Origin of the sequence: Paenibacillus sp. E222 (assembly GCF_013401555.1) — a bacterium.
Classification (GTDB): domain Bacteria; phylum Bacillota; class Bacilli; order Paenibacillales; family Paenibacillaceae; genus Paenibacillus.
Genome location: NZ_CP058552.1, coordinates 1864913 through 1880626 on the forward strand (window position 1 = coordinate 1864913; position 15714 = coordinate 1880626).

The 15714-nt window shown below is 50.9% G+C and carries 12 protein-coding genes; 8 read left to right on the forward strand and 4 right to left on the reverse strand.

The window, feature by feature from the left end; genetic code table 11:
- Nucleotides 1-109 precede the first annotated feature (109 nt).
- Nucleotides 110-1597, reverse strand: coding sequence for an aminotransferase-like domain-containing protein (locus tag HW560_RS08215; RefSeq protein ID WP_090903465.1), 1488 nt, complete (start codon nucleotides 1595-1597; stop codon nucleotides 110-112).
- Between the two features lie 157 nt (nucleotides 1598-1754).
- On the opposite strand from HW560_RS08215, the gene HW560_RS08220 reads away from it, so the two are divergent.
- On the forward strand, nucleotides 1755-2363 hold the full coding sequence (locus tag HW560_RS08220; RefSeq protein ID WP_179262731.1) for a LysE/ArgO family amino acid transporter: 609 nt from the start codon (nucleotides 1755-1757) through the stop codon (nucleotides 2361-2363).
- Nucleotides 2364-2709: 346 nt separating this feature from the next.
- On the opposite strand, the gene HW560_RS34220 is transcribed toward HW560_RS08220, so the two are convergent.
- From HW560_RS34220 to HW560_RS08235, 3 genes are all read right to left on the reverse strand, one after another.
- Nucleotides 2710-3546, reverse strand: a complete 837-nt coding sequence (locus HW560_RS34220) for a methyl-accepting chemotaxis protein (RefSeq protein ID WP_090903467.1) — start codon at nucleotides 3544-3546, stop codon at nucleotides 2710-2712.
- 541 nt (nucleotides 3547-4087) lie between these two features.
- Nucleotides 4088-5089 (reverse strand): GTP 3',8-cyclase MoaA, encoded by a 1002-nt coding sequence (moaA, locus tag HW560_RS08230; RefSeq protein WP_090903468.1) that lies wholly within the window; start codon nucleotides 5087-5089, stop codon nucleotides 4088-4090.
- A 120-nt stretch (nucleotides 5090-5209) separates the two neighbouring features.
- Nucleotides 5210-7432 (reverse strand): methyl-accepting chemotaxis protein, encoded by a 2223-nt coding sequence (locus HW560_RS08235; RefSeq protein ID WP_179262733.1) that lies wholly within the window; start codon nucleotides 7430-7432, stop codon nucleotides 5210-5212.
- A 543-nt stretch (nucleotides 7433-7975) separates the two neighbouring features.
- On the opposite strand from HW560_RS08235, the gene HW560_RS08240 reads away from it, so the two are divergent.
- The 7 genes from HW560_RS08240 to HW560_RS08270 all read left to right on the forward strand — a co-directional run bounded on the left by HW560_RS08240 (nucleotide 7976) and on the right by HW560_RS08270 (nucleotide 15574).
- On the forward strand, nucleotides 7976-8791 hold the full coding sequence (locus HW560_RS08240) for an ABC transporter ATP-binding protein (protein WP_257031808.1): 816 nt from the start codon (nucleotides 7976-7978) through the stop codon (nucleotides 8789-8791).
- Nucleotides 8760-9584, forward strand: coding sequence for an ABC transporter permease (locus HW560_RS08245; protein WP_257031809.1), 825 nt, complete (start codon nucleotides 8760-8762; stop codon nucleotides 9582-9584). The genes HW560_RS08240 and HW560_RS08245 overlap by 32 nt, the downstream gene beginning before the upstream one ends.
- Nucleotides 9581-10531 (forward strand): ABC transporter permease, encoded by a 951-nt coding sequence (locus tag HW560_RS08250; protein WP_256222263.1) that lies wholly within the window; start codon nucleotides 9581-9583, stop codon nucleotides 10529-10531. Before HW560_RS08245 ends, HW560_RS08250 begins: the two co-directional genes overlap by 4 nt.
- A gap of 102 nt (nucleotides 10532-10633) precedes the next feature.
- Nucleotides 10634-11707 (forward strand): ABC transporter substrate-binding protein, encoded by a 1074-nt coding sequence (locus tag HW560_RS08255; protein ID WP_090903472.1) that lies wholly within the window; start codon nucleotides 10634-10636, stop codon nucleotides 11705-11707.
- Between the two features lie 87 nt (nucleotides 11708-11794).
- Nucleotides 11795-13168 carry an aspartate aminotransferase family protein gene (locus HW560_RS08260; protein WP_090903473.1) on the forward strand — a complete coding sequence of 458 codons (1374 nt, stop codon included), beginning with the start codon at nucleotides 11795-11797 and terminating at the stop codon, nucleotides 13166-13168.
- Between the two features lie 79 nt (nucleotides 13169-13247).
- A complete protein-coding gene (locus tag HW560_RS08265) occupies nucleotides 13248-14522 on the forward strand; it encodes a M20 family metallo-hydrolase (protein ID WP_090903474.1) in 1275 nt (424 codons plus the stop codon).
- Between the two features lie 170 nt (nucleotides 14523-14692).
- Nucleotides 14693-15574 carry a nitrilase-related carbon-nitrogen hydrolase gene (locus HW560_RS08270; protein WP_090903475.1) on the forward strand — a complete coding sequence of 294 codons (882 nt, stop codon included), beginning with the start codon at nucleotides 14693-14695 and terminating at the stop codon, nucleotides 15572-15574.
- Nucleotides 15575-15714 lie beyond the last annotated feature (140 nt).

A 15714-nucleotide genomic window follows, 5' to 3' on the forward strand; every position in this document is an offset into this window, starting at 1 on the left:
ATCTGTCTGCGATCTAGACGAGACGTATCTGTCTTATTAATAACAAAACATGAAAGAGCCGCCTTGATCTGAGGGATGATATTCCTTCCGGTCAAGGCGTTTTTTTATTTCATGATGACATTAGCTTCTTGACTGCCTGTGCCAGCAAGTGAAGACCACGCTCCATCTCATCCGGTGAAGCATAGGCATAGGACAGACGAATGTGCTCTGCATCCAGGCGGTCATAGAGATAACCCGGATGAATCAGCACATGATTCTCCAGACAGGCATGGAACAGTTCGCGAATGGATAGAGGACTGGCGGTAAATCGGAGCCAGATATAAAAGCCTCCGGCAGGTATGCTCCACTCGGCGAGTTCACCGAAATTGCGTTGCAGAAGCTCAAGCATAAAGTCCCTGCGTCTGCGCAGTTCTGGCCGCAGGCGATCCATATGCTGCTTGTGGTATCCATCGGCAAACCAGAGTGCAGCAGCCTCCTGAGCGAGGGAGCTGGTGCCATAATCCGTCTGCATCTTGATGTCTGCGAGGCGACGGATGACCGGCTCCGGCCCAACCAGCCAGCCGAGGCGCAGACCTGGGCTGACCGCCTTGGACAAGGTGCCCATGTGCAGCACCCTTCCTTCTTTATCACGCGCCTTCAGCGATGGCGGCGGGGGCTCGTCCAGCCACAGGTCGCTGTAGGCGGCATCCTCCAATATGGAGATGCCGGTGTTCCGCGCTGTGGCGAGCAGTTCTTCCCGGCGGCTGTCACTCATGACGGAGCCGGTAGGATTGTGGAAGCTCGGAATCGTATAGAGCAGCGAGATGCTGTCCCTGTTTGCATTGTTCTGTACGGCATCTTCCAGACGCGGAGTGTGTAATCCTTGGGCATCCATCGGAATGCCACTCATTTTCAATCCGGCGGATTGGAAGGCATGAATGGAATACAGATAAGACGGTTTCTCCAGCAGGACTGCCGATCCGCGGGGCAGAAGCCCAACTGAAATAAGATGCAGTGCCTGGAGAGAGCCGGATACGATCAGAATGGAGTCAGGGGAGGCTTGGATGCCTCTTGCTTGCAAGTAAACGGACAAAGCCTGACGGAGCTCCAGACTACCCTGAGGTTCGAGGTAGTTTAGTGTACGAGAACGACTGGATAGAGCATGGAGGATGTCGTTAAAAGCCTCCTGGGGCATCAGCTCAGGCGCAAGCTCACCTGTACCAAGCCTGATGATGCCTGGCTGGAACTCAGCCCGGTTAATCTGCTGTACCTCTGGCAGATTGGGGTAATACCAGCCTTCTTCTATGGCTTCCTCCCAGTTGGGTAGGGCTCCGTGAGCCAGCGCATGCCAGCCAGAGCCACAGACATATGTTCCGCCGCCATGTCTGCCTTCAATCATCCCTGAGGCGGCCAGGTTTTCCAGCGCAGTAACCAGCGTGCTGCGATTCACACCCATGGTTTGAGCCAATGTCCGTTGTGAAGGAAGCCGATATCCAGCTGTCCATTCGCCGGCAGTAATTTTCTCGCTGATATAGACTTCAATCTGTCGGTACAGAGGTAGGGAATGGGAGGGGTCCGGCTTCCAGCTGCCCCCCTGTCGAGAATCAGAACGATTCATGGGCAGTTTTGCCTCCTTTATAGAATGATTGATGGGATTTACGTTTCCTCTTATTTTGAACACTATATCATTTGGTTGGGTCCAGTGCCATCCAAGTGGTTGGTTACGCCTGATGTTATCTCTACTACTATGGAGACATATCTAAGGGGGATGAACGATGGGGGTAATTATTCACGCGGCAGTGCTGGCATTTGGCCTGATTTTGCCACTCGGTGTACAAAATGTGTTTATTTTTAATCAGGGCATGAGTCAGCGAAGTTATGCACGGGCGCTGCCAGCGATAGTAACCGCAGGACTCAGTGATACGTTGTTGATTGGAGCAGCCGTCGGAGGGGTGTCCCTCATTTTACTGCAATGGCCGGTGCTGGCGAATGTATTGTATGCAGGAGGGAGTGTGTTTTTGCTCTATATGGCATGGAGCATTTGGAAGTCTTCCGAGCCTGCGAATAGTTCAGCAGCAGTGCTGTCTGCGGGAAGACAGATCGCCTTTGCTGCTTCCGTTTCCTTACTTAACCCACATGCCCTGCTGGACACGGTAGCCGTAATCGGCACCAGTTCACTTCAATACGAGGGGGTGGCACGCTTTTATTTTGCAATAACGGCGGCAGTGGTATCATGGGTATGGTTTCTGGGACTGGCAGGTGCAGGCAGGCTAGTAGGTAGAACAGATCGTACAGGCCGGATCAGTATTTTCTTCAATCGATTGTCTGCTGTAGTCATGGTCGGAATGGCAGGCATGATGCTGTGGAAGCTGATCGTATCGTAAAAATAGAAAAGAATGAGGCTGTCTCAGAAGGAATTCTGCCTCGCTCCAAGCGCTAACGAACCTACCGTACCTTAAAAGGCGGATCATCAACGTTTGCAAGATTTAACGAACCTCCGTAACGCTATTTCGTCATAACACGTTGTCAAAACCTAAAAATCGACGAAATAACGTCTCTGTGATTCGTTAGATCTCAGATCTGGGCCAATGGAAGCGAATAGCGTGTCTCAGGTTCATTCAAACAAAATAACACGAACAAGGGATGTCCCTGTCATATTCATGACTTATGGGACATCCCTATTGTTTATATGCTGGCCTTATAGTTAATGCGCCAAATGAGTATTCTATCTTATTCTGCCTGCAATAGCATGGATTCAATGAAAGACTTGAGATCCTTGGATGCGTTGTTCAGTTGATCAATCACCTCGCTGAACTCGGTGACGAGTTCGGCCTGCTGGTTGCTGGATTGGGCGATGGAGGTAATCTCCTGTTCCATCTGACGAATGGAATGCTGTACTTCCTTCAAGGAGCGTTCAATGTTCACCGTAGCTTCTTTGGTTCCGGTGGATAATTTGCGTACTTCGGTAGCCACGACGCCAAAGCCAGCTCCTGCTTCTCCTGCTCGAGCCGCTTCAATGGCAGCATTCAGACCTAGCAGGTTCGTCTGCTCCGAAATTTCACGAATGAATGAAGCCACTTTGGTGACTTCACTGGAATTTTGCACAGCCATCCGTGTGTTGTCCAAAATCTGTGAAGATGAAGCGGTCAGTTGCTGGGACTGAGCAGCTACGGTCTGAACCATATCGGTTAACTTACCGCTGATTTCCCCGATCAATTCGGTGAAGTGCTCCAGTTTTTCCTCGTTTTTGAGTGAAAATCCAATGGCCAATGCGCCTACGATCTGGCCTGCCTCATCGCGAAGCGGGGTAGCCGCCGAGTTAATGGGAGTCCCGTAGTGATGCGCTTCAATACGATTGGCTGAAGTCTCACCATGCATAAGTGCCCGGCGTAGTGTAGGATCTTCAAGCGAGATCGGATCTCCAGCCTTGATACCCAGATCAAGATCTTCGCTCCGTACGTAATACCGGAACTGCTCCATATCGGTAACGGCAATCATCAAATCATTTTCCTTGAGCATGATTTTAAAATACGGGCTTGCTGCAACAAGTGCTTCAACAATATTCAATTGGATCAACTCCTATATATGTGTGCGTATGATCGTGATGTATTGTATATTCATCGTCAGAATTGCGGGATTCTTGAAGGCCTGAAGTGGGCATATGGCAGATTAATTTTATTTTAATCTTGGAATCAGGAATGCTATATAAGTTCAACTAATGAATATTACACAGGTACTCCGATGACAGAACAACCTTCCGATCGCTGTTATCCCCAGATTTTTTTTGGATTTCCTTTTCCAAAGGGGAAAATCCGGGGATAAGTGTATGCTTCCGATGTAGCTTTCTTTCAGAAAGCTTTTAGGCGAACGCTTCGCTTCTTCAGGTTATTTCTGTCCTCTCCGTTATAGTGTAATGTTTAGTTGAACAAGTACAGAAAAAAGATAAATACATAATCCAAAAAGCTGCTGAAGACAGAACATCCTCAGCAGCTTTTTGTACAACAATGATTGTTACAATCATGAAGTAAATCGAAATTTTATATTCTTTATTTCTTCCTGCTCTGATGCATTTAAATGATGAGCAGGTACCCGCCAGATCACGCTTTGCCTATCCACCAATCTGGGACATGCGTCGTACCGTCGGTGTATGGCTTTGCATTTTCTGCTCCAGGGCCAGCGCCATTTCATGGTTCTTCGGTTTGGTGCCAAGTGCCTTAAGGAAGAGTGCCGCCATAGCATCGGGAGCATCTACGTAGCGGCGCACGTTGTATTCATCCGACCAGTACAGACAAGCTTTGATATGTCCGTCTGCTGTCAGGCGGAGACGGTTGCAGTTGTCACAGAAGTGATCACTGACCGGATGGATCAATCCGAATGTCCCTTGTGAACCGGCAATCTTCATGTTTCGTGATGGACCATTACCTGCAGGACCTGCCGTATTTTCCACCGTCCAGCCAGCCTCAGCACATACCTCCGTGACTGCCTCCAGCGGCAAATACGATTTGCGCCATGAGTCCGAAGCCTGCCCAATCGGCATATATTCAATGAAGCGCACATGCAGTGGCTGATCTATGGTCATGGCAATGAAATCTTTGATCTCATCATCATTGATGCCCTTCATTAACACGACATTCAGCTTGATCGGAGCAAGTCCAACTGCCGTGGCGGCTTCAATGCCTTTCAGCACCTTGTTTACATCCCCGCCGCGAGTAATCATGGAGAAACGGCTCGCCTGCAGGGAATCCAGACTGATGTTAATTCGGTTCAGTCCAGCGTCTTTCAAGGCCTGAGCTTGTTTGTCCAGCAGCAATGCATTGGTAGTTAACGCAATATCTTCAATCCCCTCAATGGCCGAGATCATACTTACGAGTTGATGCAGATCTTTCCGTACCAGAGGCTCGCCTCCGGTCAGTCGGACTTTCCGCATCCCCATTGGAGCCAGCACTTTGAGCACCTGGGCAATTTCCTCATAGCTCATAATTTGGTCATGCGGGGCAAATTCCATGCCTTCTTCGGGCATACAGTACACACAACGCAAATTACAGCGGTCCGTAACAGAAATACGGATGTAGTCATGTATTCTGCCAAAAGAATCCTGGAGCATTTCCATGCAGACCACCCTTTCATTGAATCAGATTGGAAAGCTTCTATATGAAATGAACCGACAATGTACTAAACGAACAGTTGCATCAAATTTTAGCTATTTCTCCAATCCGCGTCAATGATAACGTCAGATAATCGCGTTTTTATCGGGATGGGTCAGTTGGAATTGCCCCACAAGCTGCTGCAAGAAGACCGTGATGGCTTCTACATTGTGCGATGAATGCTGAACGTGCAGCATGTCGTTAATAAGCTCAACCATCTCGGCTTCCACCTCCGAAGACGTGGAACTGTTTTTGTGGCTGATGGCGGCGATATTCTCCATCAATACCACGACCTGATCTACAACCTGTGTTCTTTGGGGTTCTTCAGCCGTAGCACTTTGCAGTAACCGTGAAGCAGCCTGAACAAGCGTGGTGCCTTCAGCCAGCACCTGATCGCCTTCCTTGATGGATTGCGAGGCTGCTCCTGCTGCTACAGATATATTATCCAGAATCTGATGAATATCTTCCGTGGAGGAACGAGATAATTCCGCAAGCTTGCGGATCTCACCAGCAACGACGGCAAATCCGCGTCCATGTTCGCCGACATGGGCTGCTTCAATGGAAGCATTCAGTGCAAGCAGGTTGGTCTGTGCCGAAATTTCATCAATGACAGCAAGTGCGCGGTAGATGTCCTGCATGGTCGCCATAAAGGATAAAATCGTATGGTTGGTGTCAGACACGGCTCCCGAGATCTGGGTCATTTTGTCTCCGATACGCTCCACTTCCTGACGGGCAACGTCAATCTGCTCTGTGGCAGACACTTCAAGCTGCTGTAGAGTGAGGCGCATTTCGTCGGCGGCTACTTTGGCCTGATCCAGGTCCTCTAGCTGCTTGCGTATCCCCTTGATCATGGAGCCAAGTTTGAGATTTACACGTTCGGTTGTACCCTGTGTAGTTTCCGTTGAGGCTCGCATCTGGTGCTGGTTGTTCATCACATCCACGGTGGCAAGCTGTACCTTGAGCATGATTCCTTCCAGAGAGTCGATCATATTGTTGATCCATTTCGCCAGTTCACCTGATTCATCCTGGGCAAAAGCCGACGTGTCCAGACGCTGGGTCAGATCGCCTTTGCCTTCGGCGTTAATCCGAATAAATCGGCTAATGCGGCGCAAATCCTCATGGACCCGTTGAACATGTTTGCGTTGCAGTTGGTTTGCAGTCAGGAATCCATAGATGATATTAAAGGCAGCGATGGCTGCTGCGCTCCATGCACTTCCAGTCAGCGCATATACAAGTGCCGCTCCTGCAATGCCTGACAACAGGATGTACAAGCTGTGCTGCTTGAATTGGCGCCAGCCAATGCTGCGTATCCGATACACTTCCTCCAGATCGCCTTCACACATCATGCCCCACAGATCCGGACAGTGGGGAAGCTGGAACGTGATGCCTTTACCGATAACTGAAATATGACGATAATCCGAATAACCCGGAAATGCTACAAACAGATTGGAGCCATTGCGAATGGTATTCGCTACACCAGGATGAAGTTCGTTGGTGGAAGGATCGGTAAACATCAGTTCCAATTCGGTATGTTCTTTAACAGATACCACGCCCCATTCGGTGGTTACGCCGTCTTTCAGATTCTCCCCATGGGTGAATGTATGATCCTCGAAGCGGCTGCGGGACAGGGCAGTCCCGGGTTGAAGCGTGGGTCGCAGTCTCGACTCAGCCATGAATAGATAATTATCCCCGGAATCGGGGTAGATGTGGCCTGATTCACGCTGGATAAGATCGCCCAAGACATCATTAGGCACGCGATTGCATAGGGAGCCGATGTAACGGCCGTTTTCCATGATCGGTACGATAAACATCAGGGTTACATCATCGTGAAACGTGGAAGAACGTGGTCCAATTTCTAGTGTGAGCGGATCAGAATAAGGTCCAAACAGGCACTTTTGTCCGTTGATATCCGCTTGGGTATACCTCAGTCCTGGCCCAATCAAAGCATTTCCATCTTCGTAGACTTGTCCAATATGTTTCTTATATGTAGAAAATACAACCTGGTTTTGCTCGTTCAGCATAAAAAGCTCAGTACTATCAGTAGCGCGTGCATAACTTGCTGCGAACCATACCTCCAATCCGTGTACATCTTCCGTGCCTTGCAACATACCTTGCGGATGAACAGCTCGTACCTGCTGAAGCAATCGATCCAGATGATTCCACTGCTCCTCAGCCCAATCCATCAAGAGCTGCCGCCGGGTCTCGGCGATGCCCTCAAAGATTTCCTCTACGTCTTGCTTCATACTTGCATTCAACCGATACGACCGCCACAGCGGCCACCCTTTTCTCCATCCCAGCCAATCAAACATACGGACCACCCCGATTTCTGATTTTGAAAATCCTTTGCGAGACTGTTCGGAAACGCGATTATCCAGCCACTATGGGTGGTGGAAGGGAATCAATGACACCGCCTTCATGATCCCGGAACCAGACACCGTATCGGGGCGAGAGTTCACGTCCTTCTATATGAGCATTTTGTAAAATGCTGTTATCAATGTTTATACAAGAAAATCAACAAGAATACGAGGGTATATGTCATATTTTCCGAATATTTATTCAATAAATACAAATGATTATCCGCCTTTATTGAACATGACAAGAATTCTGTGTGAGTGAAGCAGATGTAAGATAACATACACGAAAATTAACATGCTTAGGACTGAGAATCGATATCATTTTACACTGTGTAACATGAACAGGCCCATACTCAAAACAGTCTGTATAATGTAATCCCTGCCCAAAGATATATAGTATTACCTAACAAGCAAAACCTGTTACGTTCGTGTATATAAACCTTCCATTCAGCCTTGGTGTGAAAAGATTGCGAGCTTCCCGCGAAAAGGAGAATGCCCATGTCCTCAATCATCGTCCCCGACACCTGCCATATTGAGCTGGATCACGTGTCCGTTGTATTTGGCAGTGGAGCACAACAAGTTACCGCCCTGTCTGACGTTTCGTTTCAAATCCATTCCAATGAATTTGTCTCTCTGCTTGGCCCCTCGGGGTGTGGCAAGTCTACACTGCTTCGACTTGTAGCCGATTTGCTCCAGCCAACGACAGGCAGCATCCAGGTTGCCGGGGAAGAACCGGAGCGGGCGCGGTTGCAGCGCCAGTTCGGTATTGTCTTTCAGACGCCAGCTCTGTTCGATTGGCGCACGGTACGTCACAATGTGGAGCTTCCCCTGGAGCTGCTCGGCACAAGCCGGAAGGAGTGCCGCCGCTTGAGTGGTGAACTGCTTGAAATGGTCGGGCTGACCCGCTTCGCTGACCATTATCCATGGCAGCTCAGTGGGGGCATGCAGCAGCGTGTTTCCATCGCACGGGCACTGGCGCTTGATCCGCCATTGCTGCTTATGGATGAACCTTTCTCCGCACTGGATGAATTCACGAAGGAGAAGCTGCAACTGGAGCTGCTTGATATTAAGCGATCTACAGGCAAGACATTCCTTTTTGTTACACACAGTATCCCCGAAGCCGTATTTCTATCTGACCGCATCATCGTCCTCTCCGCACACCCTGGTCAGGTGCACTCCATTCATTCCGTTAACCTGCCAGCCGAGCGGGATCGAGAGCTGAGGGAAACCGAAGCCTTTTACCGCATGATGACCACCATCCGCAATTGTTTCTATGAGGAGCGTGATCCAATCCATGTTCCTGCACACCAATAAGCTGGGTTTTCGCTCATGGGTAGTGATCTGGATTTTGTCCGTATTGCTGCTGTGGGAAGGTATCGCCTGGATTCTCCACTTGTTCTTGTCATCCCAGCAGGCAGCATCCCGTCTTCCTTATCTGCACGAGGTTCTCGCAGCCCTGTTTCGTTACTCAGGCACATTGGCTGAACAGGGGGCCGTAACGTTTGGGAATGCAGCAATTGGTTTTGCCGGTGGAACTGTGTTAGGTCTGCTTCTGGCCCTGCTCATGAGTGTGGCGGTTTGGGTGGAACGTACCTTATCCCCGTATGTCATCTCTTCCCAGATGGTTCCCGTAATCGGTCTTGCGCCCATTGTCTATGGCATTATCCATAACGCCGAGTGGGCCCGAATTATAATGGCGGCTTACGTTACGTTCTTCCCGATTATCATCCACACACTCAAAGGATTAAAAAGTGCAGCGCCGGAGCATCTGGAGCTTATGCGTTCCTGTGGAGCTTCCCTGCCTGCGCGTTATATCAAATGTCTGCTGCCTTCTGCGCTGCCGGGTCTGTTTTCGGGTATGAAAATAGCTGCTCCACTCGCAGTCACCTCTTCCATTGTGGTGGAGCTGATGGGAGCCCCGGATGGACTTGGTGTACTAATGGTCAGTTCCTTGTATTACGGCAGTGCCCAAATCGGCATGTTCTGGGCAACCATCATGCTCAGCATTGGCATTGGACTTATCTCGTACCTTGCCATCAGCCTCGCTGAGCGCTGGCTAACCCCATGGCAGCCCGAATTTAGGGCCAAGGGAGGGCGTGCTGCATGATGAATGAACGTGTGATGGTAAGTCGCAAAGGTGAGGAGGGTGCGACTGTCTCTGTCTCTGGCACGGCCTCCATGGGGGAGTCTATCGCGGATTCGGTTAGGGTACCATCTCCTTCAAGTGCGGATATCGATGGACATCAGGGACAAGCCGCACAGAGGCCGCTGGGCAGTAGTGTTCGCAAAAGATCAATTGGATTGCGCCTATTGCCGTGGCTTGCAGGAGCCTTATTTCTAACCCTGTGGCAGCTTCGATTGTTCCATCAGTTATTCTCGCTTGAAAGTTACCAATTGCCTGTTCCGTCAGCGATTGCAGCGTCCATCAGGGAAAATGCAGAGATGCTTTTCCGATATGCGATGTACAGCGGAACCGAGATGCTGGGTGGATTTCTGCTCGGCTCCTTGCTGGGAGCCTTGGCCGCTGCGGGTGCATCCTTCTTTCCGACGAGCGGCAGGGCGGCGGTTGCCGTGATGTCAGCACTGAATGCCGTTCCGATTGTTGCGCTGGCCCCGATTATGAACAACTGGTTCGGGGACGGGATATGGTCCCGTATCGCCGTTGTAGCTGTAATTACGATGGCTGCTATGGCTGTGAGTTTATTCAAGGGATTAACCTCCATTCAGCCGCAATACAGTGATCTGATGGGTGGTCTTGCTGCCAGCAGGATGCAGGTTTTCGTGAAGCTGCGCTGGCCACATGCGCTGCCTTCCCTCTTCGCGGGTCTGAAAATTAATATGTCGACCAGCATTATTGGCGCCATTGTGGGTGAATTTTTCATCGCCTCCCAGGGGCTGGGATACTTGCTCTCGGATCAGATCCGACTGGCAAACATGCCACTTGCCTGGTCCTGTATTGTTATCGCCGCCGCGCTCGGTATTGTGTTGTATGAAGCCGTCGTTCTGGCCGAAAAACGGCTGACCCCGTGGAATCGTGCACATACAGACCCGTAAGCTCATCAAGGTGCCAACCTTCCACAGATCGATTGACTCGTGAAGCAGCGCTTCACAGTACCTGATTGAAAATCCTTATATAAACAGGGGGTTGTTCTGTATATGTACAAAACGTTAAAACCGGGTTTTCTGGTGTGGGTACTGTTGGTCGTTGCGATGCTGGGAGCGTGCTCCGCAAAATCAGAGCCTGTCACTCCTGCTGCTGCCAGCTCGGAGGGAGCGGGAGGGTCAGATCAGCCCTTAACCAAAGTGAAAATTCAGCTTAAATGGGTACCGCAGGCTCAGTTCGCCGGGATATACGCCGCTAAGGAGAAAGGTTTTTTTGCAGATGAAGGTATTGATGCCGAGATTATTCCGGGTGGCCCGGATATCGTGATCGAACAGCAGGTGGTCAACGGCGCAGCCGATGTGGGCATCACCGGGGTGGACAGTTTGCTGGTCAGCCGGGATAACGGTCTTCCGCTCGTCTCCCTCGCCCAGATTTCGCAGAAGAGCAGTTATCGATTGATTGCCAAGAAGTCCGCAGGTATTACCGATCCCGCCCAGATGAAAGGCAAGAAAGTGAGCACATGGTTTGGCAGCCAGCAGTTTCAGGTTCTCGCTTTTATGGAGAAGAACGGCCTTGATCCCAAGAAGGATATTGAACTGGTGAAACAGGGCTTCACGATGGATCAGTTCTTCAACGATCAGGTGGATGTTGCCACGGCGACAATCTATAACGAATATCACGTGGTACTGGAAAGTGGGACGAAGGAGTCCGACCTGGATGTATTCAACATTGAGGATGCCGGGGTAGGCATGCTGGAGGATACGCTGATCGCCAAGAAGGATTGGGTGGACAGTAATAAAGAGCTCGCGGTGAAAGTGACCCGTGCCGTTCTGAAAGGCTGGAACTACGCTATCGACAATCAGAATGAAACGGTGGATATCGTCATGAAGAACGTAACCGACGGCAGCACGACCCGTGAACATCAGGTGACCATGCTCGAAGAGATTGCGAAGCTGATTCGACCGGAAGGATTTACGGAGAAACAGGTGGGCAGTTTCGTGGATGAGTCTTTTACCCGGACTGCGGATATTGCCCTGAAGTATGGCCTGATCAAGAAAGCCGCTAATCTGGACGAAGCATTGGAGAAAAGCATCTATGAAGAAGCGGTGAAGGATGTGACGAACTAAATAAGTGTGGAGCGTTCGGAAGATGGTACTGCAATCGAAGTGTTCAATTGTAAAGTCTTAGGTTCAGCTTGGAGAGGAGGATGACGAATGAGCTCAGTGGATCAGCAACCCCAGCCTTTTGGTGGTACGAAGGAAGAGTGGCTGGAGAAGGATCGCAAATATGTGTGGCATCACATCTCGCCTCATAACGATCATCCGATGATTGCCGTAAGCGGGGAGGGCAGCTGGATCACGGATCAGGATGGCACACGGTATCTGGATGCGATGTCGGGACTGTGGTGTGTGAACGTCGGGCATGGACGCGAGGAAATTGCCCAAAGTGCCTATGAGCAGATGAAAGCTCTTGCGTACGTGCCCATGACCCAGAGTCATGAGCCGGCGATTCTGCTGGCAGAGAAGCTGAATGACTGGCTGGAGGGGGAATATCGCATTTTCTTCTCCAATTCAGGTTCGGATGCCAATGAAGTGGCGTTCAAAATAGCCCGTCAGTTTCATCACCAGAATGGTGAGCCCACTCGTCACAAATTCATCTCCCGTCACCGTGCCTATCACGGCAACTCCATGGGCGCACTGGGCGCTACCGGGCAAGCCGCCCGCAAAATCAAATACGAGCCGCTGGGCGTAGGCTTCTCTCATGTACCGCCTCCTTATTGCTACCGCTGTCCATTTGGACGAAACAAGGATGGATGCGGATTGGAATGCGCCACCATCTATGAGGAGGTTATTCGCTGGGAAGGGCCGGAGACGGTAGCTGCGGTCATTATGGAACCGGTCATTACAGGGGGCGGCATGATTGTCCCGCCTCCGGATTACATGCGCACTGTACAGGAGATTTGTCAGCGCTATGGTGTGCTGTTGATTGTGGATGAGGTCATTTGCGGGTTTGGTCGCTCCGGGCAAAAATTCGGTCATCAGAATTATGGCGTGCAGCCCGATATCGTCACGATGGCAAAGGGCATGACGAGTGCGTACGCTCCACTATCGGCGACAGCCGTTCGAGCGGATCTGTATGACACGTTCAGAGAACCCGGAACCGATTCACACTTTCGTCATGTGAATACGTTCGGGGGCAATCCTGTATCCTGCCGTGTGGCACTGGCGAATCTCGAAATTCTGGAACGAGAGAATCTGGTCAGCCGTGCCGATGAACTTGGATACCTGCTTCGGGATAAGCTGGAGCCGCTGCTGGAGCTATCGGTGGTTGGAGATATCCGCACATTTGGCTTCGCCTGCGGGGTGGAGCTGATTGAAGCCGATGGTTCGCCTGCTCATGCGGATAAGGTCATGAACGTGCTGGCAAGCTGCAAAAAGGACGGCATCCTGATTGGCAAGAACGGCGATACGGTGCCGGGATTTGCGAATATTTTGACCATCTCTCCGCCGTTTGTCACCACTGAGGAGGAATTGGACCTGATCGCTGGCAGTTTGCTGGCTGCACTACGCAGTCTGGATGCAGGGTAGTGAGGGTGTCGAAGCGGAAATTCAGGTGGGATTTCTATATATATCGTGATTTTGAATAGGCATAAGGAGGCGATGGAGGATGCAGACCACCACCGGCAAAATTATTAATCAGCTGCGTCTGGATGATCGAATTGAACAGCTGTCCCGTATTGGCCGAATAGTGGAGACGGGTGTCTGTCGACTAGCCTTAACTCCGGAAGATATGGAGGGCATTATCCAGGTTCGTCTATGGATGGAAGAGGCCGGACTTGTGACTCGGCTTGATCCGTTTGGCAATCTGATTGGACGTCTTGAGGGTACAGATTCGTCCCTGCCGATCCTCATGATCGGTTCGCATATCGATTCCCAGCCGTATGGCGGTCGGTATGATGGGGCCATCGGCGTCCTTGGCGCGCTGGAAGCTGTGCAGTGTCTGATGGAACAAGGCATTCGCCCAAGGATGCCGATTGAAGTCATTGCTTTTTGTGATGAAGAGGGGTCGCGTTTCAATAAAGGATTATTTGGCTCACGTGGCATAACGGGACAGCTGGAAGAGGGAGAATTGGAGCGGGAGGACAAAAATGGGGTGACCCGACGAGAGGCATTGGAGGCCTTGGAGGCCTTTGGGTGTGAACCAGAACAATTTACAGAAGCGATCTATCCGGCAGGTTCCATCGGCAGTTATCTGGAGCTGCATATTGAGCAAGGACCTGTTCTCGAATCGCTGGCCGCTCCGGTAGGTCTGGTGACTGGCATCTCGGGCCCGCTGTGGCTCACGGTGACCATGAAAGGCATGGCAGGGCATGCCGGGTCTGTACCGATGGGGATGCGTCATGATGCGCTGGTGGGCAGCGCCAAGGTCATTGCGGCTTTTGACGATATGGTCAGAGAAGAACCGGAAGCTCCGACAGTAGGGACCGTGGGGAGCCTCCGTGTCTTCCCGGACTCACGCAACATCATTGCTGAGCAGGTCAGCTTTACGGTTGATTTGCGAGATATGGAGATGGAGCGCAGAAATCGGCTTGAAGGAAGGTTAATGAGCCTCTTGGATGACGTCAGCTCGCAATACGGCCTGACCTACTCCTTGACCGAAGATACCAACAGCGAGCCGCGATATTGTGCAGAACGGATCAAGAATGCCATTCGCTCGTCTGCCGAAGAGATCGGCCTGCCTTTACCGGAATTGATGAGTGGACCGTTCCATGATGCGTTGGCCCTTTCTTACGTGTGTGACTATGGCATGATCTTTGTTCGCAGCAAGGATGGGGTCAGCCATCATCCAAGTGAGTATTCTTCGCCCGAGGACATTGCTCTCGGTACAGAAGTGCTGTACCGCACGATCAGGCAGATGTGCAGCCCGGAAATTGGCGAATAACGAGGGGAACATACAGGAGGGAGGACGATGGAAGTTCATTTCTTTCAATTCTTTGGTAACGATCCGATGGATACTTCAAATGCAATAGAATCGGTGGGATTTACAGTCATATAAGATGATGGTGATTTTCATATAAACGGACAGTTTCTTAGAGGAGGCGACGTGGCGTTATGGGTAAAATCAGCATCGGGATGATTCAAGCCTCTCACGAGGTGGAGGGCTCGGCCCCAGTTGAAGTGCATAAGGAGGCCGCCATTCAGAAACACATGGCGCTGGTGCGTGAAGCGGCTGCTCGGGGAGCACAGATTATTGGGTTGCAGGAAGTGTTCTACGGACCTTACTTCTGCACAGAGCAGAGCCCCAAGTGGTATGCATCTGCCGAGCAGGTGCCGGAAGGACCGACGACCAGGCGTTTTCAGGAGCTTGCGAAGGAGCTTGGGGTGGTAATCATTTTGCCTGTATACGAGGTGGAAGGAATTGCTTCGTATTACAATACGGCTGCTGTTATTGATGCGGACGGCTCCTACCTGGGAAAATACCGCAAACATCATATTCCGCATGTAGAAGCGGGCGAAGGCACGAATGGGTTCTGGGAAAAATATTATTTCAGGCCCGGCAACCTGGGGTACCCGGTATTTGATACAGCCTACGCCAGAGTGGGCGTGTATATCTGTTATGATCGTCATTTTCCGGAAGGAGCAAGGCTGCTCGGGCTTGCGGGTGCGGAGATTGTATTCAACCCTTCCGCAACGGTAGCCGGAACATCGGAATATTTGTGGAAGCTGGAGCAGCCTGCCCATGCGGTGGCTAACGGCTATTATGTGGCTGCCATCAACCGAGTGGGCGTAGAATCGCCATGGAATATGGGTGAATTTTATGGTCAGTCGTATCTGGTGGACCCGCGAGGCAGGATGGTGGCCATAGGCAGCAGGGATCAGGATGAGGTCATCATTGGCGAGATGGATACGGAGTTGATTCGGGAAGTACGCAATGTATGGCAATTTTACCGGGATCGACGGCCCGAGACCTACGAACATCTCGTTAACTTGTAGCAATGACCTGGGATAAAAATCCGGAGCTAACAGCGATGGATCGATGATCGTTCAGCCATTGCATTACCCAGTGTGAGTGAGTCGTTACCTTGATCCGGCGACGAAAGGATAACAGAGATCAATCTTGGAGGTGTAAGACA

Excerpts from the sequence above, each read along its gene's own strand:
- HW560_RS08215 (WP_090903465.1), bottom strand. The coding sequence starts at position 1,597 with ATGAATCGTTCTGATTCTCGACAGGGGGGCAGCTGGAAGCCGGACCCC.
- HW560_RS08220 (WP_179262731.1), top strand. The coding sequence starts at position 1,755 with ATGGGGGTAATTATTCACGCGGCAGTGCTGGCATTTGGCCTGATTTTG.
- moaA (WP_090903468.1), bottom strand. The coding sequence starts at position 5,089 with ATGGAAATGCTCCAGGATTCTTTTGGCAGAATACATGACTACATCCGT.
- HW560_RS08235 (WP_179262733.1), bottom strand. The coding sequence starts at position 7,432 with ATGTTTGATTGGCTGGGATGGAGAAAAGGGTGGCCGCTGTGGCGGTCG.
- HW560_RS08240 (WP_257031808.1), top strand. The coding sequence starts at position 7,976 with ATGTCCTCAATCATCGTCCCCGACACCTGCCATATTGAGCTGGATCAC.
- HW560_RS08250 (WP_256222263.1), top strand. The coding sequence starts at position 9,581 with ATGATGAATGAACGTGTGATGGTAAGTCGCAAAGGTGAGGAGGGTGCG.
- HW560_RS08255 (WP_090903472.1), top strand. The coding sequence starts at position 10,634 with ATGTACAAAACGTTAAAACCGGGTTTTCTGGTGTGGGTACTGTTGGTC.
- HW560_RS08260 (WP_090903473.1), top strand. The coding sequence starts at position 11,795 with ATGAGCTCAGTGGATCAGCAACCCCAGCCTTTTGGTGGTACGAAGGAA.
- HW560_RS08265 (WP_090903474.1), top strand. The coding sequence starts at position 13,248 with ATGCAGACCACCACCGGCAAAATTATTAATCAGCTGCGTCTGGATGAT.
- HW560_RS08270 (WP_090903475.1), top strand. The coding sequence starts at position 14,693 with ATGGGTAAAATCAGCATCGGGATGATTCAAGCCTCTCACGAGGTGGAG.